A 25,065-nucleotide genomic window follows, 5' to 3' on the forward strand; every position below is an offset into this window, starting at 1 on the left:
AATATATGAAAACAATAGATTCTATTCCTGTTTCTAAAATACACCGAGCCTCAAAACTAGTTTCTACGGGTGCAAAAGTTGGCGTTAATTATTTAAAATATTATGGTGATAAATTAACCAAAACAGAAACTGAAGCTAGAGCCACATTAAATGAAAATAATGCTGAAGATATTTACGATAGTTTAAAACAACTTAAGGGAAGTGCTTTAAAAGTAGCTCAAATGTTAAGTATGGAAAAAAGCATTATGCCACAGGCTTATGTCGAAAAATTTTCGTTGGCACAATTTTCTGTTCCGCCATTATCGCCTCCATTGGTATTAAAAACTTTTAAAAATTATTTTGGCAAACAGCCAAATGAATTATATGATTCCTTCAACTCAACTTCTGTAAATGCTGCAAGTATTGGTCAGGTACATGTAGCAACTAAAAATGGGAAAAAACTTGCTGTGAAAATCCAATACCCAGGAGTTGCACAAAGTATTGCGTCCGATTTGGCTCTGGTTAAGCCTATTGCTATGAAAATGTTTAATATTAAGGGAAAAGACTCGGATAAATACTTTAAAGAAGTGGAAGGAAAGTTAATTGAGGAAACAAATTATATATTAGAAATGCAGCAAAGCAAAGAGATATCTCAAGCTTGTAAGCACATTTCTAACCTTTTGTTTCCTCAATATTATGAAGCATTATCATCCGATAGAATTATCACGATGGATTATATGGAAGGTGAACACCTTTCGGAGTTTACCGCTCATAATACCAATCAAGAAACTGCCAATAAACTTGGGCAAGCACTTTGGGATTTTTATATGTTCCAAATTCATAAGCTAAAAAAAGTTCATGCAGATCCGCATCCTGGAAATTTTTTAATTTCTGAAAATGGAGAATTAATCGCGCTCGATTTTGGTTGTATGAAAACCATTCCAAATAATTTTTATATACCTTATTTTGAATTGGCCGAACCAAAAAATATTTCAAATCAAAAATATTTTGTTCAAAAATTATACGAATTGGAAATTTTGCGTGAAGATGATTCAAAAGAAGAAGTTGAATTTTTTACCGAAATGTTTCATGAACTTTTAAGCTTATTTACACAACCGTTTCATGTGGAAACCTTCGATTTTTCTGATAGTGATTTCTTCGGAAAAATTGCAGAATTAGGACAGCGTTATTCCAAAAATACTGAATTAAAAAAAATGAATGGAAATCGTGGTTCTAAACATTTCATCTATATAAACCGTACCTTTTTTGGATTATATAACTTGATGTTCGATTTTAAGGCTAAAGATGTAAAGATTAACAATTTTAAAAACTTGTAATGCCACATTTTAGTCAAGATGATATTAATAAGCTAGAGCATTTATATAAAATCAACCTTATAAACAGCTGTTCTGGTTTTAAATCGGCTAATTTAATTGGCACAAAATCTTCAAACGGTATTAGTAATGTAGCCATATTTAGTTCGGTAACGCATATTGGTTCCAATCCGGCATTGTTGGGTTTCTTTTTAAGACCAACAACCGTTATTAGAAACACCTATGATAATATAAAAGAAACTGTTTTTTTTACCATAAATCATATAAATGAAACTATTATGGAAGATGCGCATCACACATCGGCAAAATATAATTCCAATGTTTCAGAATTTGATGTTACTAATCTAGAGGAAATTTATAAAAACAATTTTTTTGCACCATTTGTAAATGGATCCCCTGTACAAATGGCCATGAAATATGTTGAAGAATACCCCATTCAAGCAAATGGAACCATATTAATTATAGCTGAAATTTTAGATTTATATCTTGAAGATTATTTATTAGAAAGCGATGGTTTTGTAAACCTATCAAAAGCAAACACTGTAGCTATTAATGGGTTAGATGGCTATGCGCTTCCTAAATTAAAAACACGTTTAGAATACCAAAGACCAAAAAAAATATCTGAAATTAAACCAAAATAAATGAAAATACTCGTTACAGGCGCTACAGGTTATATTGGTAAACGACTTATACCGATACTCATTAATGAAGGACACCACGTAGTTTGTGCTGTAAGAGATGCTTTAAGGGCAGACAAAACATATTTGGAAGACGAACATATTAGCATTGTTGAAGCAGATTTTTTAAAACCCGAAACTTTAAATAGTATTCCAAAAGATATTGATGTTGCTTACTATCTTATACATTCCATGTCGAACACATCAAGAGATTTTGAAATTTTAGAAGCAAAATGTGCCGAGAATTTCAAAACGTATTTTGATGATTCTAAGTTAAAGCAAACCATTTACCTAAGTGGTATTACCAATGAAGAAAACCTATCTAAACATTTACAATCTAGAAAAAACGTTGAAGAATTATTAGTATCAAACACTTATGCGCTTACTGTTTTTAAAGCAGGCATTATAGTGGGTTCTGGCAGTTCTGCTTTTGAAATTATTCGCGATTTGGTTGAAAAATTGCCAGTTATGGTAGCTCCAAAATGGCTAAACACTAAAACGCAACCACTAGCGGTAAGAGATGTTCTGGCATTTTTATCAAAAGCAAAAGCAAACCAAGAACTTTACAATAAAAGCTTCGATATTTTTGGTCCCGAAATTTTAACCTATAAGCAAATGCTTTTAGAATTTGCTAAAATTAGAGGTTTAAAGCGTTACATTTTAACAGTACCAGTAATGACGCCAAAACTATCATCTTACTGGCTATACTTTGTAACCTCTACATCCTATAAATTAGCATCAACGTTGGTGGATAGTATGGGTGTTGAAATTGTTGGAAAACAAAGTGACATCAACAAAATTTTAGATATAAAACCTATAACCTACACCGAAGCTGTACAACTAGCTTTTGAGAAAATTGAACAAAACAGTATTGTTTCTAGTTGGAAAGACTCTATGGTAAGTAGTGGTCGATTGAATACTAATTTCCATAAATACATAAACGTACCAAAGTATGGTTGTTTTAAAGATTTTAAACAACGAAACATACTTGATGAAACTAAAACCATCAATAAAATATGGTCTATAGGCGGAACAACAGGGTGGTATTATGGCAATTTTTTATGGAAACTAAGAGGTTATCTAGATAAACTAGTTGGTGGTATTGGATTAAGACGCGGAAGAACCCATATTTCAGAATTAAATACAGGTGATGCCTTAGACTTTTGGCGCGTTATTTTTAGTGATAAAAAAGAAAAAAAATTATTGCTCTATGCCGAAATGAAACTTCCTGGTGAAGCTTGGTTGGAATTTAAAATTGAAGACGGTATTTTAAAACAAACAGCCACGTTTAGACCTCGTGGTCTTTGGGGGCGTTTATATTGGTACAGTGTACTGCCCTTTCATGGAATCATATTTAACGGTATGATAAACAAACTGGTTTCATAATAAAACTATAAAACATGGATACAATTGCAATTATTGGCGGAAGTAAGGGTATTGGAAATGCCATTTTAAAAAACTTGGTAGAAACCCACAAAGTGATAAACATAAGCAGAACAGCTCCTGAATTAACCCATGTTAATTTAACACATTATACATGCGATATTTTAAAGGATGAATTACCAGAAATTAATTCTTTAAACGGATTGGTTTATTGCCCAGGAAGCATCAACTTAAAACCTATTTCCAGATTGAGTTTGGATGAATTTCGTGATGACTTTGAAATTAATGTTCTTGGTGCCGTAAAAACCATACAGAAATATCTAGATGTTCTAAAAAAAGGAAACAAACCATCTATAGTATTGTTTAGCACGGTAGCTTCTAAACTTGGCATGCCTTACCATGCAAGTATTGCCACGGCAAAATCGGGTATCGAAGGTTTGGTGAAATCGTTAGGCGCAGAACTTGCCCCAACTGTTCGTATTAATGGTATTGCTCCAACAGTTACCAATACAGACTTAGCTTCAAAGTTATTACGAAACGATAAAATGAGAGAAACCATTACAGAACGCCATCCTCTTAAAAAAACATTAAACCCTGAAGAGGTTGCTCAAATGACAATATTTTTACTATCAGACAAAGCCGCTTCATTTTCTGGTCAAATTTTCCAAATGGATTACGGCATCGTATCTTTTAAAATATAAACACATGAAAAAACTAATTTTATTAAGCCTTATGTTATCATTTTTCTCAAAATCTAAAGCGCAAACAGAACCTTCTGAATCTATTTACAATATCAAAATAAATAGTTTACAGGAACAACCCATTGATTTGGCACTTTTTAAAGGCAAACACATCTTATTTGTAAATGTGGCTTCTAAATGTGGTTTTACGGGTCAATACGAAGATTTGCAAAAATTACACGAAACTTATAAAGACAAACTAGTAGTTATAGGTGTTCCGTGCAACCAATTTGGTGATCAAGAACCCGGAACTTTCAAAGAAATTGAAACATTTTGTAAAGCCAATTACGGAGTTACATTTTTAATGACCGAAAAAATAGATATTAAAGGTACGAACCAACATCCATTATACCAATGGCTTACAAAGCAATCTAAAAATGGAAAAACCGATTCATCAGTTAAATGGAATTTTCAAAAATATTTGGTTAGTCCAAAAGGACAACTGGTAGATTATTATTTTTCAGTTACCAAACCATTAAGCGAAAAAATCACAAAACATTTACAATGAAAACTTTAAAATACTTCTTCGTTTTTTTAATCATCAATTTTGCTGCATTAGGCATTGGTGTTTTACTTATGAAAAATGGTCCGCAAACCGAATGGTACCTGCAACTTAACAAAGCTCCTTGGACGCCACCTGGTTGGGTTTTTGCTACCGCTTGGAACAGTATCATGCTATGCTTTTCAATCTATATGGCATATCTATACAAACTACTTCCAAACACTAAGGTAAAAACACTTTTTACCATACAGTTTATTTTAAATGTTGGTTGGAATTATGTGTTTTTTAATCAGCATCTCATCACTTTGGGGCTTATCGTTATTTTATTGTTAACAGCCATTATCACTGTATTTCTGTATGATTTTAAAAAACTATTATCGTACAAAACACTTTTCATACTCCCTTATTTTCTATGGCTGTGTATAGCTTCTTCTTTAAATCTCTATATACTCCTTTACAATTAAACCATGAAAATCTACACGCTCCATAAAAAACAAAATCTTCCCATTTCCATACAAGAAGCTTGGGATTTTTTATCAAACCCCAGAAACCTAAAAACCATTACACCAGATTATATGGGGTTTCAAATACTTTCAGGCGCAGATAAACCCATGTATTCAGGACAAATAATCCAATATATTGTAACACCCGTTTTAGGTATTAAAACCAAGTGGGTTACCGAAATTACGCATGTTGTAGATAAATATTATTTTGTAGACGAACAACGTTTTGGTCCCTACGCCTTGTGGCACCATAAACACTTTTTAAAAGAAATAAATGGAGGTGTAGAAATGGAAGATATTATTGATTACAAAATACCTTTTGGAGTCTTAGGGCAATGGATGCATCCCTTTTTAGTAAAACCAAAATTGGAAGAAATTTTTAATTACAGAACAAAAAAGCTTGAAGAATTATTTGGTAAATATTAAATGAAACAAACAATGAACATATTTTGGTTTCGTCGTGATTTACGATTGGATGATAACCACGGCCTATTTGAAGCTTTAAGTGGAAACCAACCCGTACTTCCTATTTTTATTTTCGATACGGAGATTTTAGAGAAGCTCCCAAAAGATGATGCTCGGGTTACATTTATTCACCATTCATTACAAAACATTAGAAAAACACTTTGGGAAAAATACAATAGCGGTGTTGCAATCTATCACGGAAAACCATTGAATATTTTTTACCAACTGATTGAAGATTATAATATCAATTCGGTATATACCAATCATGATTATGAACCATATGCCAAGGAACGCGATTTAGAAATTCAAACTTTTTTAGCTGAAAACAACATCGAATTCAAAACCTTTAAAGACCAAGTTGTTTTTGAAAAAGATGACATTGTAAAAGCAGATGGCACACCGTATATGGTTTACACGCCGTATATGAAAACGTGGAAAGCCACTTTTAAAACTAAAGATTTAGAAACATTTGACACAAAACCACTTCTAAATAATCTCATCAAAAACCAAGATTTACCCAATTTAAAATTATCGGATATTGGTTTTAAAATTTCAAATCAAAAAATATCCGATTATACAATAACCCCAACCCTTATACAAAACTACGAAGCAACACGAAATTTCCCTTCAAAAGACACGACATCAAAATTAGGACCTCATTTACGTTTTGGTACCGTAAGCTTACGAAAAATGATGCAAGAGGCCACTGCCGAACAAAACGAAACTTTCTGGCAAGAACTTATTTGGCGCGAATTTTTCATGATGATTCTTTGGCACTTTCCGCATACAGTAACAGAAAGTTTTAAGCCTCAATACGACCGCATTGTATGGAGAAATAATGAAGCGGAATTCAAACTATGGTGCGAAGGCAACACAGGTTATCCTTTGGTTGATGCGGGTATGCGACAACTTAACCAAACAGGTTTTTTGCACAACCGTGTACGTATGTTGGTTGGTAGTTTTTTATGCAAACACTTGCTTATAGATTGGCGCTGGGGCGAAGCTTATTTTGCTGAAAAACTACACGATTATGAGCTTGCTAGCAATATAGGTAATTGGCAATGGGTAGCTGGTTGTGGTGTAGATGCAGCACCTTATTTCCGCATATTTAACCCAACCACACAAATTGAAAAGTTCGATAAAAACTTGGAATATATTAAAAAGTGGGTGCCTGAATTTCAAGAACTCACCTACCCAACACCTATAGTAGATCATAAATTTGCTAGAGAACGTTGTTTGCAAACTTATAAAACTGCATTATCATAGTTTATTTTATGCTTTCATAAAAATTAACTAAATTTAGTATAAGTAAATTTCATGTAAACTTTACCTAGTTTATTTTACTTTAATTCCTCTTATTTATGAAAATAAAAAGACTTCATATTATTTTAATGATAATAGGCGTCCTATTACTCATTCCATTCATTGCCATGCAATTTACAAATGAAGTTGATTGGGACACAACCGACTTTTTAACTATGGGAAGTTTGCTACTTGGTACTGGATTATTATGTGAATTTGTTTTAAGAAAAGTGACTAAATTTAAGCACCGAGTAACGCTCATTCTATTCATAATTTTAGTGTTTATACTTATTTGGGCCGAAATAGCTGTTGGTATTTTTGGAACACCATTAGCCGGTAGTTAAATTATACTTAATAGTAGCTATTATAATCTTTCAACCCTTTTATATTTAGTATCTTGCAAAATTCTGATAAAAAATCATCAGAAATCTATTAAAATATAACAAAATTCATGAAGATTATTGAAACTGCTTTAGAGTTTGAACAACGGAAGCAAACTTTTAAAACAACAAGCGAACGCATAGAAGCATCTAGAGAAGCAAAAGACCTTATATTAAACTTGAATACCATCTATAAAAAGGAACAAGACCCCAAAATAATGGATCTTATGAAACGGTTAACAAGCATTAAACAGAAAATTGAAAAAAGGCTAAAAGGAAGACCTTAAAAACAAAAAAACACGTTTTATACGTGATTTTTTGTTTTAAGCCTCAAACTATCAAAATAATATAGACTTAATATGTGTATTTCTTAAATTTTAATCTATTCTCTCAATCTTAGCACCAATAGCACGTAAACGCTCATCAAATCGCTCATAACCACGATCTATTTGCTCTATATTTTGAATGGTTGATGTTCCTTTTGCTGAAAGCGCTGCAATAAGCAACGAAACCCCAGCACGAATATCAGGCGAACTCATGGTGGTTGCTTTCAATGTCGATTTAAAGTCATGACCAATTACGGTAGCTCTGTGCGGATCGCAAAGAATAATCTTCGCCCCCATATCAATCAATTTATCAACAAAAAACAAGCGGCTTTCAAACATTTTTTGATGGATAAGTACACTTCCTCTAGCTTGGGTAGCTACTACCAAAATAATGCTCAATAAATCGGGCGTAAATCCTGGCCACGGCGCATCGGCAATGGTTAAGATAGACCCATCAATAAAACTTTGTATTTCGTAACCTTTGGTATGTGCAGGAATATAAATATCATCACCTCGTCTTTCAACAGTAATTCCTAGTTTTCTAAAAACAGAAGGAATGACTCCTAAATCATCCCAAGAAACGTTGGTAATGGTAAGTTCACTTTTTGTCATAGCCGCAAGACCAATCCAGCTACCAATTTCAATCATATCGGGCAACATGGTATGTTCTGTGCCTCCTAAAGCTTCAACCCCATCAATAATAAGCATATTAGACCCTACGCCGCTAATTTTAGCACCCATACGATTTAACATTTTGCATAATTGCTGTAAATAAGGCTCGCAAGCTGCATTGTATATGGTAGTACGACCTTCGGCCAACACTGCTGCCATAACTATATTGGCAGTTCCTGTTACCGATGCTTCTTCTAAAAGCATATAAGTACCTTTCAGCTTTTTGGATTCTACACCATAAAACTGTTCTTCTTTACTGTATCTAAATTTAGCCCCTAAATTAATAAGGCCTTCAAAATGTGTATCTAAACGACGACGCCCAATTTTATCACCTCCCGGTTTAGGAATATAGCCTTTACCAAAACGAGCTAGCATAGGCCCAACAATCATGATAGAACCACGTAAACCACGTCCATCTACCTTAAACTCATCCGATTCTAAGTATTTTAAGTTAACCTCATCCGCTTGAAATGTATACGTACCGTGTTCTAATTTTTCAATTTTAACACCTAGTTTTTTAAGTAAGTTAATAAGCTTATTAACATCAACAATATCGGGGATGTTTTTAATGGTAACCAATTCTGGCGTTAGCAAAACCGCACATAAGATTTGTAGCGCTTCGTTTTTTGCACCTTGTGGCTGTATACTACCTTTTAGTTGATGGCCACCTTCAATTTTAAATGTTCCCATATAGTTTAGAAGCGTTTTCTTTTATGACTAGAGGAGCTCTTTTTATGATGCCCACCTTTTTTGTTACTATTGCTATTAGAAAATTTCGTTTTGGTACGCATTAAACTTGTAGCGTCCGTTAAGTCTTCTTCCGAATTTTTCAAATTTATTTTTCCACCCGAAAGTTCGTATAAATGCTGATAAATAACATCATCCTCCACCGTGTCTTTATTCCAATTTAGAAAACACTTTTTCATGTGGTTGGCAATGGTATAGGTTAAGGCTTCTTTTAAGTCGCCTTCTTCCCATGTATTGGCAACATCAATCATGGTTTTTATATTGTTTCCATAAAAACGGTATTTAGGGAAATTCTGTGGGTATTTTAAAGGTTCTGGACGTTCCTCCAAAAGTTCCTTTGTAGGCTTTGGGTAATCAGAATCCACATCCAATTCAAAATTAGACATGATGAAAAGTTGATCCCAAAGTTTGTGTTGGAAATCTGGAACATCTCTTAAATGCGGTTGCATATTTCCCATTACCGCAATAATGCCTCTTGCAACTTTATTGCGTTCTTCTTTGGTTTCTAAAGTTTTAGCATGATTGATCATTTTCTGCATGTGGCGTCCATATTCAGGTATAATCAAATGTTCACGCTCTGTGTTGTATTCTAATTCGTCTATCGTCAAAATAAATGTGTAGAGTTAATATTTGGGCATGTAGTTGTTATGCCTGTGCAAAATACAAAAAAAAACTAAAGACTTATTACGCCTTCTACTTTTTCTGCTACTTCTTTGTACTTTTCTATAACAACCTCAGGATTTTTCAACAAAACATTTACAGAAATGCTCGTGTATTTGCCGTTTTTAGACTCGATGGTGTTAATAACAGCCCCCATATTATCAAATATAGATTCCACCTTGGCAATATTGGAAACATCCGATTTAATAATAAATTTATATAAATATTCCGATGGCCAACTAGCTGTATCGTATAATTGTGCTCTTAATTTTTCGTAAAATTCATCCGAATTTGGAGGTGTACTCATAGTGTTTTTATCTACTGCAAATATACGTTTAGTAAGTGTATTACAAAAAAATAAAAATACTTAAAATTTGGGCGTTCCCCTCCTCCCTCGGGTCGGGCTATCCGCTATATCTTTTTAAAAAATTTTCGCCTGTATAAAGGACAAACCAATCTACTTATTTGCGCTAAGAACCATAATTTTGTCTCATTAATTTTTAAAAAGGATACCGCTTCTATCCCTAACACACCTCCCCGCAGGCAAATCTCAAACGCAGCACCTATCAAAGCTGTAATTGTAAATTCGTAATTCTTAATTCGTAATTCTTAATTCATAATTCATAAATTTACAGCATAAAATTTCTCTATTGAATACCAAAAAGATTGTAATAACTGGTGGCCCAGGCACTGGAAAATCGACTTTAATAAACGAACTCATCAAACGCGGTTACACGTGTCTTGAAGAAATTTCGCGTCAAATTATTCTAGACGCTAAAAAAAAAGGCATAGACCAATTGTTTTTAACCGAACCCTTATTGTTTAGCGAATTGCTTTTAAAAGGCAGAAAACAACAATTTGAAGACGCCAACAAACTACAATCCGACCTTGTTTTTTTTGACAGAGGCGTTCCCGATGTGCTGGCCTATATGGATTTTATTGGCGACACCTATCCACAACATTTTATCAACACCTGCAAAAAAACTGAATACGACATCGTTTTTATCCTAAAACCTTGGGAAACCATTTATACCAGCGATAATGAGCGTTATGAAAGTTTTGAACAAGCCTTGGAAATACACGACCATTTGTTAAATACCTACCAAAAATTCAACTACAAATTAATTGATGTGCCTTTTGGTACCGTTGAAAACCGAACCGATTACATTTTAAGCCTGTTAAAAGCATAAATGGAACAACCCATAAACATACTGGAACGCTATTGGAATTTCACCGAATTCCGCCCCGAACAAGAGGCCATTATAAACGCCGTTATTGAAGGGGAAGATACGTTTGTACTACTACCAACAGGTGGTGGTAAATCCTTATGTTTTCAAATTCCGGCATTGGCAAAAGAAGGTATTTGCGTGGTTATTTCGCCTTTAATTGCATTAATGAAAGACCAAGTTCAGCAGTTAAACGATAAAGGCATTAAAGCCATGGCACTCACCAGTGGCATCACATACAGCCAGTTGGATACGCTTTTGGATAATTGTATTTATGGTAATTACAAGTTTTTGTACCTCTCGCCCGAGCGTTTACAACAAGAATTGGTACAAGACCGCATCAAGCAAATGCATGTAAATTTAATTGCGGTAGATGAAGCGCATTGCATCTCGCAATGGGGTAGCGATTTCAGACCTGCCTACAAAAACATTGCGTTGTTACGTCAACTACAACCCACCGTAAATGTAGTAGCATTAACCGCATCGGCAACCCCAAAAGTGGTAGATGATATCATAAAGGAGCTCGATTTTATTCAACCTAAAATATTCAAACAATCGTTTTCCAGACCCAATTTGGGCTATATGGTGTACCATGAAAACGATAAATACTACCGCATTGAAACCATTTTAAAAAAATACAAAGAACCATCTATCATTTACGTTCGAAATAGAAAATTAACTTTAGATGTGTGTTCTTTTTTAGAATCCAAAAATATTTCGGCTACCTTTTATCATGGTGGTTTGCCCAATACAGAAAAAGACACAAACATGACGCTTTGGTTGCAAAACCAAAAACAAGTGATGGTTGCTACCAATGCCTTTGGTATGGGCATAGACAAACCCGATGTAAAAACGGTTATCCATTTAAACCTGCCCGAAAGCATGGAGAGTTATTTTCAGGAAGCGGGTCGTGTGGGGCGTAATGGCGAAAAAGCTTTTGCTGTTATTTTAAAAAACAATAGTGATGAAGTATCTGTAAAAAATCAATTTTTAAGTGTTTTGCCAACGGTAGATTTTGTTAAGCAAGTTTACCGAAAATTATGCAGCTACTTCCAAATATCGTATGGTGAAGGCGAATACACGACCTTTGATTTCGACTTTAATTCTTTTTGTAAAGCCTACAATTTCAATGCGATTTTAGCATATAATGCTTTATTGTTATTGGACAGAAATAGCATCATTACGCTATCAAAACAATTCAAAAATAAAGTAACGGCACAATTTATTGTTTCAAGTGCAACACTTTTCAGTTATTTAGAAAACCATACCAATTTCAATTTAATTGTAAAATCGATGCTTCGTATGTATGGTGGTATTTTTGACCATGATTGCAAAATTGATTTGGGCAAAATTTCCGAAAAAGCATCTACTTCAGAAAACACTGTAACGCAAGTACTTCAAAAGTTAGCAAGCGATGAAGTTATCAACTTGCATCTAGCAAAAACCGATGCGCAAGTTACCTTTATAGAACCGCGTGAAGATGATAAAACCATCAACCGGATTGCCTCCATCATCGAACAACAAAACGATTTAAAAAAGTTTCAAGTTAAATCGGTGCTTGATTATATTGAGAATGATTCAGTATGTAAAAGCGTGCAACTCCTCTCCTATTTTGGAGAAACCAATGCAAAACCCTGTGGTATCTGTTCGGTATGTACAAGCACAAAAAAAGCTGTAAAGCCACAAGACAGCAATACAATTAAAAAACGCATTATTGAATTGTTGGAAACTGGCGACCAATCATCACGAAACATTATTGCTGCTTTAAATTGTAACGAAGCCGAATTAAAAAACGTTTTAAAACTACTTTTAGAACACCAAATAATAAAGATAACACCAACAAACACATATAAATTAAGTCATTTATGAGGAATTTAAGAATTGTATTTATGGGTACGCCCGACTTTGCCGTAGCCACTTTAAAAACTTTAGTAGAAAACCAATATAATGTTGTGGGTGTTATAACCGCACCGGATAAACCTGCGGGACGCGGACAAAAATTGAACGAAAGTGCCGTAAAACAATACGCCTTATCACAAAACCTAAACGTTTTACAACCTACAAATTTAAAAAACGACAATTTTTTAAACGAACTAAAAGCATTAAACGCCAACCTGCAAATTGTTGTTGCTTTTAGAATGCTGCCCAAAGTAGTTTGGCAAATGCCAGAATACGGCACGTTTAATCTGCACGCTTCTTTATTACCGAACTATCGTGGTGCCGCCCCCATTAATTGGGCAATTATCAATGGCGAAACAAAAACCGGTGTTTCAACCTTTTTTATTGATGAAAAAATTGATACCGGAGACATGATTCTTCAAGAAACTATTGATATATTACCAGAAGAAAATGCAGGCAGCCTTCACGATAAATTAATGGACATTGGTAGCCAATTGGTTTTAAAAACAGTTGAACTTATAAAAGAGGGAGCGGTTAAAACCATTCCTCAAAAGGAATCAGACGATGTAAAAACCGCTTACAAGCTAGATAGGGATAACTGCAAGATTGATTGGAACGATTCTTTAAAAAACATCTACAACCTAATTAGAGGTTTAAGCCCATACCCTGCGGCGTGGTGTACTCTAATAAATGGCGCCGATAGTTTAGATGTAAAAATATATGAAGCAGAAACAGCAACGGAAGCGCATAACCAAAGTATTGGCTCCATTATTTCAACAAAAAAAGAATTAAAAGTCGCCGTATCAAACGGTTACATAATTATTAAGGAAATAAAGTTTCCTGGTAAACGCAGCATGGATGTAAGATCGCTTTTAAATGGATACGCTTTTGAAGCAAATGCCAAAATGCTCTAACCCCCTATTCTCATTGAGATTGTTCATTTTATCGATAAAACATGTATTCTTTATTAACAAAAGTGTTTATTTATCAACAATAACGTGCATTTCCCTTGCTATTACTTGCATGATTGCATAATCCGTATAAATTTGTAGAAGGATTTAACAAAATGTTTAACCAATTTTATTAATATTAAATTTTTTATTATGAACAAAACAGATTTAATCGATGCAATGGCAGAACACGCTGGAATTACTAAAGCAGCTGCAAAAAAAGCATTAGAATGTGCACTTATTGAAATTGAAGGTGCTTTACAAAAAGGTAACCGTGTTTCTTTAGTAGGATTTGGCTCTTGGTCAGTTTCTAAAAGAGCTGCAAGAGAAGGTAGAAACCCACAAACTGGAGCTACTATCAAAATTAAAGCTAAAAAAGTTGTTAAGTTTAAAGCTGGAGCAGATTTATCAAACGCTGTAAACTAAGTATTTACATCTTTCATATTAAAAATGCCTTCAAAAATTGAAGGCATTTTTTTTATATTTCACCAAAACAGTTGCTTTTTTAATAAAAAAATATTAGATTTAGTTACTAATTCCTCAATAGTATGGTAACATCAACACCAAAAAAAGGCAATTTGTTAATCGCTGAACCTACCATTATTGGCGATGTTTCTTTTAACCGATCCATTATTTTATTAGCAGACCATTCTTCGGAAGGTTCTATTGGTTTCATTTTAAACAAACCATTAGATTATAACATAAACGATTTGGTACCTGAAGTAGAAGCGAATTTTAAGGTTTATAATGGTGGCCCCGTAGAACAGGATAATTTATACTTTATCCATAAAGTACCACACTTAATTCCTAATAGTATTGAAATTTCATTGGGTATTTATTGGGGTGGTGATTTTAATAATGTGGCTGAACTTATTGCTAAAGAAATTATAAGTGAAAACGACATTAAATTCTTTTTAGGGTATTCGGGATGGGATGCTGACCAGTTAGAAAAGGAACTAAAATTAAATTCGTGGGTGGTTACCGAAAACATTTATAAAAACAGCATCATCGAAAAAAACTACGAAACCTTTTGGAAGGAAAAAATGTTAGAGTTTGGTGACGAATACAGCATTTGGAGCAACGCGCCAGAAAACCCAAACTATAACTAACTTAAACGTAACTTCACATTTAGTTTTTGTAGAATTGATTTTGATACTTCTGTATTAAACGTTTTTTTACGATATTTTGAGACAGATTGAATACCAACAATAACATTGGTTATAAAAATTTCATCGGCTTTTTGAAGTTCAAATGGCGACACCGATTCTTCTATCAATTCATATTCCGGCATCTTTTTTAAAATCTCTATAATTTGTTTTCGCATCACCCCTTTTAGGCAACCATCATTCACCGGTGGGGTTTTAATAACATTTCCTTTTACAACAAACACATTGCCGTTTAATGCTTCAATAACATGCTTGTTGGTATTTAAAACCAAACAATTATGTAGCTTATTTTCTTTAGCATAAATACTTCCAACAACATGAAGCGCTTTATTATTCGTTTTTAAGGTAGAAAGTAAACTGGGTGACACGTAATAATCTTTAAACAAATCAACTTCATAAAAACCATCATTAAACACATAAAAATCATTTTCTATTTGCTTAGCAACTATTGCAAAACTCACATCGTTGTCAGTTGGCAAATACAATCCGCCTTCGTTTCTATGAACCAATAATTTAACCCTTGCCGATGCGTTGGCTAAATTGTTGGCCTTTAAAGTGTTTTGAATTTGTTCTTCAAGAAATTCCATGGTAAAACTCATAGGGATTTCCATACGCATAATACGCATAGAAGCCATCAATCTGAAATAATGATCTTCCCAAAACAACAATTTACCGTGTGATGATTTTATGGTTTCAAAAAGGGCGTCGCCATAGGCATATCCTCGATTGTTTATTGATATAAATTGATTATCTGCTGTAATTGTTCCGTTAAAATTTGTCATAAAAAAAGTCCCGAAGTAAATTCGGGACAAATATAATTTAAATATATTATTTTGAATTAGGCAGAACCCAATACTTGCTTTAAACTAGAAATTTGATTTTCCCAAAGCATTTTAGATTCTTCAACTTCGTCTTCTTCGGCAAAATCGGTGATAATTAGCGATACATCTTTGGTAATTTCATCTACCTGAATTTTAATTTCAAAATAGGATGTTTGGTCTTCATCATCGTTCAACCATCTAAATTTAATACGCTCGCCAGTTTTTTTGCTTATCAATTTTGCTTTTTCCTCGCTATCATCCCAAATAAAAGTAAATAATTCACCTCTAGAATTCACATTATCTGAAAACCATTCCGATAAACCAGAAGGTGTTGAGATATATTGATAGATTAATTGAGGTGATGCTTGTATTGTAAATTCAATTTCAAATTTAATTTTTTCGTCCATAAGTACTATAAAATATTAAGTTCCCAATATATACATTAATTAATAAGTACCGTAATAAATTTTAATAATAATTTACTTAAGTAATCTTTGCAGACAATAATTTTGTTTTTATATTTGCAGCCTTAAATTAGGCGAGGTAGCTCAGTTGGTTAGAGCGTCGGATTCATAACCCGGAGGTCGGGGGATCGTGCCCCCCTCTCGCTACAATTCGAAATTGCCCATAAACAAACGGTTTAGTTCACTCTAAACCGTTTTTTTATGTCTACATTAAATGAATTATTTATCTTTGAACACGAAAGTGAACACGATTTAGAACACGATTCAGTACACAACTTGCAAATTAAAAAATTTTTCAGCACCCCAAAAATCTATAGTGCCAATGGCGATTTAAGCAAGCGTTGGTACGTATATTTTTCTTTCCGAAATTCCAAATATGGACTTCTTGTGTTGGTACATGTTTTACTGCCATGATTTTTTAAATTCTAAATGTTCCATTCTTCAAACGTAAACTACTTTTATAAAAAAACCTTATAGGATTCCGTAAGGCTTGAAAATTTAATTCACTTCTATTTCTTAATTAATCTTCATCAAAAAAGAATTCGTGTATCTTAATAACATCTCCTCTACCAATTTGAACCAAATCTTTGGTTTGTTTTAAAAATATGCCTAAAGATTTTTCATTGTAAACTAATTTCATTTCTGGTGAATAATCTGTAACTAAATACATATCTCCATCTAGTTTAAAAAAAGGAATTTCCAACTTACTTTTTACTTTTACACCATTATTAACCACCTTTCCTTTAGTCAGGGTTTCTTTTATTGCTAATTCATTTTTTTGCTCTGATGATACTTTTACATAAGAAATCATCATTTTCATCCATTCGGCATCGTCAATTAAATACCATTTTACTTTATTGAAATCAATTCCGTATTCATTAATCCAACCATAACTGGTAAACCCAAATAATACCTGTTTTTTTTCATTAAGTTCTGGTTTATCAGAAGGCGTAAACTCCTGTATTTTAAAAGATATCACCGAAGTTGATGACATGTCTTTAACTTTTTTCCCATCAAAATCTAATGTTTTTAATGAAAAGCTACTGAGTTCTGGGTGATTAGACAAAACCCATTGAGTTGCCGTTAACTCTGCTCGCTCTTTCATTTGCTCTACTGCCGCTATACCAGCTCCTATAGCCAGCAAGCCTCCGGCTACACCAGCTACAATTGCACCATCGTTTTGAGCTTTTATTTGTTTAGGGAATAAACAAGTGACAACCATGATAAATAATACTATTTTTTTCATTTTAAAATATTGGTTAGTTTTTATGTGTTAAAAATACCATCCTAGCTTATTTTGTTTTTACGGAAATCCTCATTACAAAAAAAAACACGTTTTATTAACGTGTTTTTTAGGTTCTCCCTCAAAATTGCCAATAAATAGCATTAATTAATAGCGAAACAAACCTAATACTTTTAAAAATGTGTTTGTTACGGAAACCCGTAGTTATGAAAATTAAATAAGCCCTAAATCTTTTACGATAGCCACTAAGTGTATAGCGTTATTCGCTTTAAATTCTATGCGTAGTTTATTTAATCGCTTTTCTATAGAACTTAGGCTGCTAGGAGAAATATTATTGTTTTTAAAATAAGTGCTTATTTCTTCCTGAGAAAATCCTTCTGACAATAGTTTTAATAAGTGAACATCAAAATCGTCTATTTCCAAATTGTTATTTGAGTTAAACGCCTGCGCTACTTCAGGAGACAAATAAAGTTTATGGTCTAGAACACTTTTAATGGCCTTTGATAATTCAGTTAAGCCTCTTCGGCTTTTACAAACATAGCCGTCTACATTATAATCTGTTATTAAAGTTCGTACCTTTTGAAGGCGGTCTTCAATTGAATAGACAATGATTTTTAGCGAAGGGTATTCTTCCTTCAGTTTTTTAATTAAGTCTTCCCCAGATGGAAACTTTTGTTCTCGGTAGTCCGATTTAAAAGAAAGATCCGATATTAATAGTTGAAAAGGTGCATCGTCTAATATGGCTTTTTTAATTTTTAAATAAGCATCATCACAATACTGCACGTTTTGAATCTCTTTTACTCCCAATTCACAAAGAGATGTATGCACCCCTTTGCTGATGTCCTCCATATCTTCGGAAACTAAAACTTTAGTAAACATATGTTATACAGTTATTTGAACTTTAAACCCGTTTCCAGGTTCTGATTCAAAAGTAATAGTTCCGTTTATAGATGCCATACGGTTTTCCGTATTACGTAACCCATTGTGTTTAATAAGGTTGCAACCAACCCCATTATCTTTATAATCTATAATTATCGTTTTTCCAGATGTTTTAAAAGATAGGACGACCAACGAAGCATAACTATGCTTACGCATGTTCGTCATGAGTTCCTGTAAAACTCTGAAAAGGGTCATTTTTTTTAATTCTGTTAAGGTGTTCCAGTCTATTTTTGAGATATTCTGTGTTATGACATTAATCGAATCGTTCTTATAACTCAGAAGCAAGTCTTTTAAAAGTTCGTTGTAATCTTCATGAACATCAAGGATGCTGTTTTCTTTTGAAATATCCCTTGTTTTAAAATAAACATGTTCCAAATCATCTAAAATATTTTCCTTTAAACTTTTATCACTTTGTAGTTTAGTCATAATGTGATAAACATCATTAGCTACTTCGTCATGCACCTTTTTTGATATTCTGGATTCAGTAATATATACCTCTTGTAACTTTTCTTTTTTATGCCTTGATTTTATTATGAAATACAGAAAAATAGTTAGCATTAAAACCATTAAAGTAACCGATTGGTAGATTGTTTTATTGGATTTTTCTTTTGCTACTTTTAATTCACTTTGTATATATTTTATCTTAATTTCTTGGGCTTCTTTTTCCTTTTTATTGTAATTGTACTTTATGTAAGCAAACTTATTTTCATTATTTTGTTTTGCGGTGGCTATACTATCAGTTAAGTTTTTGTACTCTCTTATTTTTGCTCCATTTTCAAGTTCAACTATAAACGAGAGCGCTTTAAGCCTATCTAGCTTATTTTTTGTTTTCAAAGAGATCTCATAAGCCTTATTAGAATAAATCTTAGCTTGGATTTTGTTATTTCTGTCTGTGAAATGTTCTGCCAATGCAACATAACTTGAAAAAAGATCAGAATAATCATTTTCCTTTTTTCTTATTTCCAAAGCCTTTTTCATCTCTGATAAAGCTTCAGGGTAATTTAACTTTGATTTTACAAAAGCCAAATTATTTAAAGCTCGTGCTATTTCTTTATTATTATTAGACTTTATGCTGTTTTCATAGACTTTTTTAAATTCAACTAAAGCCAAATTGTAATTACCCTGCTCCTTATAAACATTGGCTACATTACCATGAATTATGTTTAGATAATGAATGTTTTTAGTAATAGATAAAAGCTTATTATAGTGCTCTAAAGCGCGATCATAATTACCTATTTCTTTATAAATAATGCCCAAATGATTATATAGACCAACTTTTGCATCGGTTGTAGCACTAGACTCATTTAGGTGGTCCAATAGTGTTATTGCTTCAACTGCAGTAGATTCGCTTTCATAAAGTAAGCCCAATTTATATTGAATACTGGACATAAACCTTAAATCTCTAATAATACCTAAGGAATCTCTAAATAAAACATTTAAAGCCTTGTGTTCTTGATAATATGAATAGGCATTCAAAAGACTATCACTTAACCTGCTATAATCAGCTAACTTTCTATAAGCTAATAAAAGATTAGAAGAGTCTTGTGCTTTTTTACTTTCCTTTAAAAGCCTTTTTGCCGTTGAGATTGCCGTATTAAAATCTCCTTGTTTAGAATGCAAATAGCTTTTTCTATTTAATCCATTCAATCTATAATAGACGTTGTTTTTCTTGATGGAAAGATCAATTAATTTATTGGCATAAAGTAAGTTGGTTGGGATACTTTGGGTTGTATCTAAACTAAGTTTGTAATAATAATTTAAACTATCTGTCTTTTCTTGAGCATAAAGATTAGTGCCATTAGTTAAAACGAAGCTAGCTAGATATAAACAAAAAAAAAGGAATGATGTTTTTATAACTTTCATTCCTCTAAATTAACAACAAATTGTTAGTTACTATTATTGATAAAAAGAATTTTATTATTTTTTCCATTACCTTAATCTTCAGGTGGTAAAATTTATCCGTCATCACCTGAAGTTTCTTGCTCTGTAGTTGATTTTTTTTGTTCAGATATTGCTTGTGGTGTACAAGAGAATAATGCCATATTAAGGAAAACCGTAAATAATATTAAGTGTCTTTTTTTCACGTTGTTTTATTAAATATTTGACAATAGTGTTGCTGTCCAAGTTTTGCTTAGATAGTTTTGCTTTATAGCAACACGCTAATGATTTTAAAGAGACTTCTCTCTTTTGGGAAGTGTGGAGTGCTGTAGTAAAGAAGTATACTACTGGTTATGTCCTCATGGTCAGAAACCTCAAAACCGATAGTCTTCCTTGTCCTATTTCCATTGGATTCCATACTTACCCCAGAGAAGTTTTCAATGTGTTTCTTAATTGCCTTAATTTGTTTTTATGCTCTCTTTCACCCACCGCAAGTGGCTCACTTTACCCACCCTATCCTCCAAAGAATATACAATTTAGTTATTGACAGTTATACGCTATGCAATATATCATCTGATGCTTCATGCCTTTTGTACACTCTTAAACCATACCAAGCAATATAAACAAAGCATAATAAAGGTAGTATAAAAGAAAAATTGACCTCAGAAACTCCTAAAATTTTAGTATCTGCTACACCATTCCCTCCTATATCTATTATCAAACCTTGCAATTTAGGCATTAAAGCACCTCCAACAATAGCCATAATCAAACCAGCAGACCCCACTTTAGATTGTTCTTCTGTTAAATCGCCTAACGCAATACCATAAATGGTTGGAAACATTAATGACATACAAAAGGATATAACTACCAAACTATACAAACCTATCATTCCTTGAATCAAGATAGTTCCTCCAGAAAAAACAATTGCTAAAATAGCAAAGTACATTAGTAGTTTACCCGAACTCATAAAACGTAGTAAATAGGTTCCAACAGCCCTCCCTAAAGTAAATATTATAAAAGCCCCCATTTGGTAATATCCAGCAGTTACGCTATCTATCATTATCGCTTCAGCATATTGATAAATATAAGTCCAACACATAATTTGAGCACCCACATATAAAATCTGAGCCAAAACTCCTAATATGTACTTTTTATTTTTACTTAAAATAACAAAGGTATCTCCTACTCTTGGCATCTCTCCTTCCTCTTTTGATTGAGGCATTTTACTTACCACGAATAAAATAAAAACACCTATTAAGACTAATCCCAATATAACATAAGGATTTCGTATTACTAATAAATCTGAGGTTTTAATTAAAACTTTTGAAGCTTTATCTAACGCACTAAAATCTTTTACATCGTCCGATTGTAAATTCTTTAAAACAAATTGTTGTGCCACAAACAAACCTAATATTAAACCTACCGGATTAAAAGCTTGTGCCAAATTTAAACGTTGTGTCGCCGTTTCTTTCGCTCCCATAGCTAAAGCATATGGATTTGCAGCAGTTTCCAAGAAGGCCAAGCCAAAAGTTAAAATATAAAGTCCTAAACAAAAGAACCAAAATTGCTCTGTAATTGCAGCAGGATAAAATAACAGGGCACCAATTGCATAAAGCCCTAAACCTATTAAAACCCCAACTTTATATGAATACTTTCGCATAAACATGGCGGCTGGTAATGCCATACAAAAGTAACCACCATAAAAAGCCATTTGTACCCATGCGGCTTGCGAATTAGAAAGTTCTAAAACTTTTTTAAACGCTTGTACCATTGGGTCTGTCACAGCATTAGCGAAGCCCCAAAGTGCAAATAATGAGGTAACTAAAATAAATGGAAGTAGCATCTTTTTTGATACAACTGGTATTTTTTTAAAATCTTTCATATATGGCAATACGGGTTTGTAAGTATTATTTTTTTCTTAAGAAATATAATAAAGTATGAATAAGGTTATCATTTCCTTTATAAAAGCTTCATAAATCAAATGACACTTGTAATTAAATTTTAATATAGATACGCTTTTTGTTTAGCCACCAACCAAGCGACCAGCACAAAAGCATAAATACAATGGCAGTTACAAAAGATCCAAATGACCCAGGAAATACATTTTGAAAAATACGTTCGCTCACCCATTCAAAAGCATCTAATCCTGAACCTACTGGAATAAGGCGTAAAATGATATAGAATAACTCAGAAAAGAGGTAAATAAATAAAGGGTTTTTACCAAAAACGTCAAAAAACGCAACACCGAATGTTACTTTTCGTATTTCAATAGCATAAATTAAAACAGCCATAATGCTTAAATCTAATCCCACTGTATACAAAACGAATGGGCTTGTCCAAAGTTTTTTAGACATTGGGAAAATCAAGTCCCACCAAAGTGCTAATGCGGCTAAAATAAACCCGGCTATGAGTAATTTAGAAATACCCTCAAAAGATTTTCCTTTTTCCTGTACAAATACACCAGCTAGATATCCTACAAGCACATTTACAATAGATGGCAACGTACTTAAAATGCCTTCTGGATCAAATGGAATACTATCTCTTTTGTAGATATGCCCATGTCCCAAAATGGATAAATCTAATCTGGTTACTGCGTTTGTGGCCATAGACAACTCTTCTCCCGAGAGCCCAAAAACATATAAAATTATCCAGTAAGCTAACAAAATAAAAACAGATAAAATGACTGCTGCCTTTTTCGATATATAATAAAAAATGATGGATGCGAAAAAGTAACATAACGCAATACGTTGCAAAACACCCATAATACGCGTTTCGGATAGCGGTTTGAATTCCCAAGAACCATCTATGCCTTGCTTAAAAAAAGGAAACCAATACATTAAAAACCCAAATAAAAATATAAAAGCAGTTCTTCTTAAAATTTTTTTCCAAAAAACATCTGCATTGGCGTGTTTTAATCGAACCATAGAAAAACTCATGGCATTACCCACGGCGAATAGAAAGGAAGGAAATACCAAATCGGCTAGGGTAAAACCAAACCATTCGGCATGCACTAAATAAGGATATAAATGCGCCCCTGTACCTGGCGTATTAACAATAATCATTAGACAGATTGTTAATCCTCTAAATACATCCAGCGATAAAAAGCGTGTAGATTCTTTAGTGATTTTTTCTTTCATTAATTATAATTTAATTATTTCCCAATAACACGTATATGAGAATGGTAGTTAGGCAAAGCATTATTGCCATTGGTTTGGTATATTTCCATGATTTCATGTCTACAATATGTAAATCTTCATTTTTAAATTCTGAATTTGGAGGATAAAAATGAGAAACGCCGAACATGACAGTTAAATTCAACACAAATTCAATACCCCATATATGTACAAAGTGAATATTTACATTAAAAATAAATGTGATTAATATATAAAATGCAAGGCCTACAAAAAGCGCTACTTTTGCTCCCATAGCCGATATTTTTTTCAGAAAAAAGCCGGCTAACATAATAGAAGCGATGGGTATAAAAAAGATGCCATTTAATTGTTGTAATAATTGATACAGACCATCTGGCGCATCGGCAACCATAGGAGCTGCTAGAATTCCGAAAACAGCTAAAATGGTAGAGGTTAACCTTCCTATTCTAACTAATTTTTTATCACTACATGTTTTGTCTAAATGCCTCTTATAAATATCAATACTAAATATAGTTGCAGCGCTATTAAGGACACTATTAAAAGTACTCAAAACGGCTCCTAACACAATAGCTGCAAAAACACCCACTAAGCCAACAGGTAATACTTTCTTTATTAACTCAGGGTAAATCATATCTTGATTTTCGTAAAGAGAATCACCGAAATAATAAAACCCAATCACACCAGGTAAAATAATAATAATCGGAACTAATATTTTTAAAACGCCCGTAAATAACAATCCTTTTTGTGCCTCAACTAAATTCTTTGCTCCAAACGCTCGCTGAATGATTGTTTGATTCATACACCAAAAATAAAGCTGATTTATAATCAACCCCGTAAAAAGCACTTCAAAAGGTAAAACGGAATCTTTCGCCCCAATAACGTTAAATTTTTCCGGACTGTTTAAATAGACTTTACTTAAACCTTCTAACGGATTTCCATCCCCGATACTTATTAATGCCAATAAGGGAATCAAAAGACCACCTAATAAAAGGCCGTAACCATTAATAGTATCTGAAACAGCAACCGCTTTTAAACCTCCAAAAATGGCATAAATGGAACCTAATATACCTATTAGAACTACTGTAATCCACAACCCTTCTTCTTTAGAAACTTCTAAAACCTCTGAAATATTAAATATACTTTCAATGTTTATCGCGCCCGTATAAAGAACAATGGGGATTAATGTTACAATAAATGATATCATTAAAAATAACGCTACTAATGTTCGAGTCGCATTATCAAACCTTTTTTCTAAATATTGAGGGATTGTAGTTAATCCCATTTTAAGATATTTTGGAATAAAATAAATAGCTGCTGCTACTAAGGCCAAAGCAGATGTTACCTCCCAAGCAATAATAATAAAGCCATTTTTATAAGAAGAGCCATTCATGCCGATAAGATGCTCTGTCGAAATATTAGTAAGTAACATGGACCCCGCAATAACCACACCTGTTAAACTTCTTCCGCCAAGAAAATAGCCGTCTTTGGAACCTAATTTTTCCTTTCTCAGTTTAAACCAAGAATAGAAGGCGACAAAGGCCGTAAAGGCAATAAAAGTAATAACAGTATACATGGTTAGCTGGTTTAATTTAAAATACTATGTTTACATAAAAATTAATTTCATCTAAACATTTAAGAGTAAAAAAATATTGAAGAC

27 protein-coding genes and 1 tRNA gene are annotated in these 25,065 nt (G+C 33.1%); 17 read left to right on the forward strand and 11 right to left on the reverse strand.

Annotation, left to right across the window (positions count from 1 at the left end):
- Nucleotides 1-5: 5 nt before the first annotated feature.
- From ACGK9U_RS05465 to ACGK9U_RS05510, 10 genes are all read left to right on the forward strand, one after another.
- On the forward strand, nucleotides 6-1,316 hold the full coding sequence (locus ACGK9U_RS05465) for an ABC1 kinase family protein (protein ID WP_394465360.1): 1,311 nt from the start codon (nucleotides 6-8) through the stop codon (nucleotides 1,314-1,316).
- Nucleotides 1,316-1,954 carry a flavin reductase family protein gene (locus ACGK9U_RS05470; RefSeq protein WP_394465361.1) on the forward strand — a complete coding sequence of 213 codons (639 nt, stop codon included), beginning with the start codon at nucleotides 1,316-1,318 and terminating at the stop codon, nucleotides 1,952-1,954. The genes ACGK9U_RS05465 and ACGK9U_RS05470 overlap by 1 nt, the downstream gene beginning before the upstream one ends.
- Nucleotides 1,955-3,376, forward strand: coding sequence for an SDR family oxidoreductase (locus ACGK9U_RS05475; protein WP_394465362.1), 1,422 nt, complete (start codon nucleotides 1,955-1,957; stop codon nucleotides 3,374-3,376).
- Nucleotides 3,377-3,390: 14 nt separating this feature from the next.
- Nucleotides 3,391-4,074: an SDR family NAD(P)-dependent oxidoreductase gene (locus ACGK9U_RS05480; RefSeq protein WP_394465363.1), complete on the forward strand. Its 684-nt coding sequence runs from the start codon at nucleotides 3,391-3,393 to the stop codon at nucleotides 4,072-4,074.
- 31 nt (nucleotides 4,075-4,105) lie between these two features.
- Entirely contained in the window at nucleotides 4,106-4,621 is a 516-nt protein-coding gene (locus ACGK9U_RS05485) for a glutathione peroxidase (protein WP_394465570.1), read from the forward strand.
- Complete coding sequence (locus tag ACGK9U_RS05490; RefSeq protein ID WP_394465364.1) at nucleotides 4,618-5,079, forward strand: TspO/MBR family protein; 462 nt, start codon at nucleotides 4,618-4,620, stop codon at nucleotides 5,077-5,079. The genes ACGK9U_RS05485 and ACGK9U_RS05490 overlap by 4 nt, the downstream gene beginning before the upstream one ends.
- Nucleotides 5,080-5,082: 3 nt before the next feature.
- A complete protein-coding gene (locus tag ACGK9U_RS05495; protein ID WP_394465365.1) occupies nucleotides 5,083-5,544 on the forward strand; it encodes a cell division inhibitor in 462 nt (153 codons plus the stop codon).
- Nucleotides 5,545-6,849 (forward strand): cryptochrome/photolyase family protein, encoded by a 1,305-nt coding sequence (locus tag ACGK9U_RS05500; RefSeq protein ID WP_394465366.1) that lies wholly within the window; start codon nucleotides 5,545-5,547, stop codon nucleotides 6,847-6,849.
- A gap of 95 nt (nucleotides 6,850-6,944) precedes the next feature.
- The gene (locus ACGK9U_RS05505; protein ID WP_394465367.1) at nucleotides 6,945-7,229 is read left to right on the forward strand and encodes a hypothetical protein; all 285 of its coding nucleotides are present in this window, start codon (nucleotides 6,945-6,947) and stop codon (nucleotides 7,227-7,229) included.
- A gap of 107 nt (nucleotides 7,230-7,336) precedes the next feature.
- A complete protein-coding gene (locus ACGK9U_RS05510; protein WP_394465368.1) occupies nucleotides 7,337-7,552 on the forward strand; it encodes a hypothetical protein in 216 nt (71 codons plus the stop codon).
- Between the two features lie 90 nt (nucleotides 7,553-7,642).
- Here the strand turns inward: ACGK9U_RS05510 and murA are convergent, their stop codons facing one another.
- The 3 genes from murA to ACGK9U_RS05525 form a co-directional block, all read right to left on the reverse strand.
- Entirely contained in the window at nucleotides 7,643-8,953 is a 1,311-nt protein-coding gene (gene murA / locus ACGK9U_RS05515; RefSeq protein WP_394465369.1) for a UDP-N-acetylglucosamine 1-carboxyvinyltransferase, read from the reverse strand.
- Nucleotides 8,954-8,958: 5 nt separating this feature from the next.
- A complete protein-coding gene (locus ACGK9U_RS05520) occupies nucleotides 8,959-9,618 on the reverse strand; it encodes a DUF4290 domain-containing protein (RefSeq protein WP_394465370.1) in 660 nt (219 codons plus the stop codon).
- A 65-nt stretch (nucleotides 9,619-9,683) separates the two neighbouring features.
- On the reverse strand, nucleotides 9,684-9,977 hold the full coding sequence (locus tag ACGK9U_RS05525) for a DUF493 domain-containing protein (RefSeq protein ID WP_394465371.1): 294 nt from the start codon (nucleotides 9,975-9,977) through the stop codon (nucleotides 9,684-9,686).
- Between the two features lie 343 nt (nucleotides 9,978-10,320).
- On the opposite strand from ACGK9U_RS05525, the gene ACGK9U_RS05530 reads away from it, so the two are divergent.
- The 5 genes from ACGK9U_RS05530 to ACGK9U_RS05550 all read left to right on the forward strand — a co-directional run bounded on the left by ACGK9U_RS05530 (nucleotide 10,321) and on the right by ACGK9U_RS05550 (nucleotide 14,854).
- Complete coding sequence (locus tag ACGK9U_RS05530; RefSeq protein ID WP_394465372.1) at nucleotides 10,321-10,860, forward strand: AAA family ATPase; 540 nt, start codon at nucleotides 10,321-10,323, stop codon at nucleotides 10,858-10,860.
- Complete coding sequence (locus ACGK9U_RS05535) at nucleotides 10,861-12,765, forward strand: ATP-dependent DNA helicase RecQ (protein ID WP_394465373.1); 1,905 nt, start codon at nucleotides 10,861-10,863, stop codon at nucleotides 12,763-12,765.
- Nucleotides 12,762-13,709 carry a methionyl-tRNA formyltransferase gene (gene fmt / locus ACGK9U_RS05540; protein WP_394465374.1) on the forward strand — a complete coding sequence of 316 codons (948 nt, stop codon included), beginning with the start codon at nucleotides 12,762-12,764 and terminating at the stop codon, nucleotides 13,707-13,709. Before ACGK9U_RS05535 ends, fmt begins: the two co-directional genes overlap by 4 nt.
- Before the next feature lie 189 nt (nucleotides 13,710-13,898).
- Nucleotides 13,899-14,171 (forward strand): HU family DNA-binding protein, encoded by a 273-nt coding sequence (locus tag ACGK9U_RS05545; RefSeq protein WP_117178369.1) that lies wholly within the window; start codon nucleotides 13,899-13,901, stop codon nucleotides 14,169-14,171.
- A gap of 122 nt (nucleotides 14,172-14,293) precedes the next feature.
- Entirely contained in the window at nucleotides 14,294-14,854 is a 561-nt protein-coding gene (locus ACGK9U_RS05550; RefSeq protein ID WP_394465375.1) for a YqgE/AlgH family protein, read from the forward strand.
- On the opposite strand, the gene ACGK9U_RS05555 is transcribed toward ACGK9U_RS05550, so the two are convergent.
- Together ACGK9U_RS05555 and ACGK9U_RS05560 are read right to left on the reverse strand one after the other, a co-directional pair.
- Nucleotides 14,851-15,693, reverse strand: a complete 843-nt coding sequence (locus ACGK9U_RS05555) for an aminotransferase class IV (protein ID WP_394465376.1) — start codon at nucleotides 15,691-15,693, stop codon at nucleotides 14,851-14,853. The genes ACGK9U_RS05550 and ACGK9U_RS05555 overlap by 4 nt on opposite strands.
- 56 nt (nucleotides 15,694-15,749) lie before the next feature.
- Nucleotides 15,750-16,139 (reverse strand): START-like domain-containing protein, encoded by a 390-nt coding sequence (locus tag ACGK9U_RS05560; protein ID WP_394465377.1) that lies wholly within the window; start codon nucleotides 16,137-16,139, stop codon nucleotides 15,750-15,752.
- 130 nt (nucleotides 16,140-16,269) lie between these two features.
- On the opposite strand from ACGK9U_RS05560, the gene ACGK9U_RS05565 reads away from it, so the two are divergent.
- Nucleotides 16,270-16,343: transfer RNA gene (locus ACGK9U_RS05565), tRNA-Met, on the forward strand.
- A gap of 54 nt (nucleotides 16,344-16,397) precedes the next feature.
- Nucleotides 16,398-16,610 carry a hypothetical protein gene (locus ACGK9U_RS05570; protein ID WP_394465378.1) on the forward strand — a complete coding sequence of 71 codons (213 nt, stop codon included), beginning with the start codon at nucleotides 16,398-16,400 and terminating at the stop codon, nucleotides 16,608-16,610.
- Nucleotides 16,611-16,716: 106 nt separating this feature from the next.
- On the opposite strand, the gene ACGK9U_RS05575 is transcribed toward ACGK9U_RS05570, so the two are convergent.
- From ACGK9U_RS05575 to ACGK9U_RS05600, 6 genes are all read right to left on the reverse strand, one after another.
- Complete coding sequence (locus ACGK9U_RS05575) at nucleotides 16,717-17,442, reverse strand: hypothetical protein (protein ID WP_394465379.1); 726 nt, start codon at nucleotides 17,440-17,442, stop codon at nucleotides 16,717-16,719.
- A gap of 210 nt (nucleotides 17,443-17,652) precedes the next feature.
- On the reverse strand, nucleotides 17,653-18,318 hold the full coding sequence (locus tag ACGK9U_RS05580) for a response regulator (protein WP_394465380.1): 666 nt from the start codon (nucleotides 18,316-18,318) through the stop codon (nucleotides 17,653-17,655).
- 3 nt (nucleotides 18,319-18,321) lie between these two features.
- Entirely contained in the window at nucleotides 18,322-20,241 is a 1,920-nt protein-coding gene (locus tag ACGK9U_RS05585; RefSeq protein WP_394465381.1) for a tetratricopeptide repeat protein, read from the reverse strand.
- A 565-nt stretch (nucleotides 20,242-20,806) separates the two neighbouring features.
- A complete protein-coding gene (gene fucP, locus ACGK9U_RS05590) occupies nucleotides 20,807-22,138 on the reverse strand; it encodes an L-fucose:H+ symporter permease (RefSeq protein ID WP_394465382.1) in 1,332 nt (443 codons plus the stop codon).
- A 112-nt stretch (nucleotides 22,139-22,250) separates the two neighbouring features.
- Complete coding sequence (locus ACGK9U_RS05595; protein ID WP_394465383.1) at nucleotides 22,251-23,393, reverse strand: acyltransferase family protein; 1,143 nt, start codon at nucleotides 23,391-23,393, stop codon at nucleotides 22,251-22,253.
- A 10-nt stretch (nucleotides 23,394-23,403) separates the two neighbouring features.
- Nucleotides 23,404-24,981: a solute:sodium symporter family transporter gene (locus ACGK9U_RS05600; protein WP_394465384.1), complete on the reverse strand. Its 1,578-nt coding sequence runs from the start codon at nucleotides 24,979-24,981 to the stop codon at nucleotides 23,404-23,406.
- Nucleotides 24,982-25,065 lie beyond the last annotated feature (84 nt).

It is taken from the genome of Mariniflexile sp. HNIBRBA6329 (assembly GCF_043558645.1).
Classification (GTDB): Bacteria; Bacteroidota; Bacteroidia; order Flavobacteriales; family Flavobacteriaceae; genus Mariniflexile.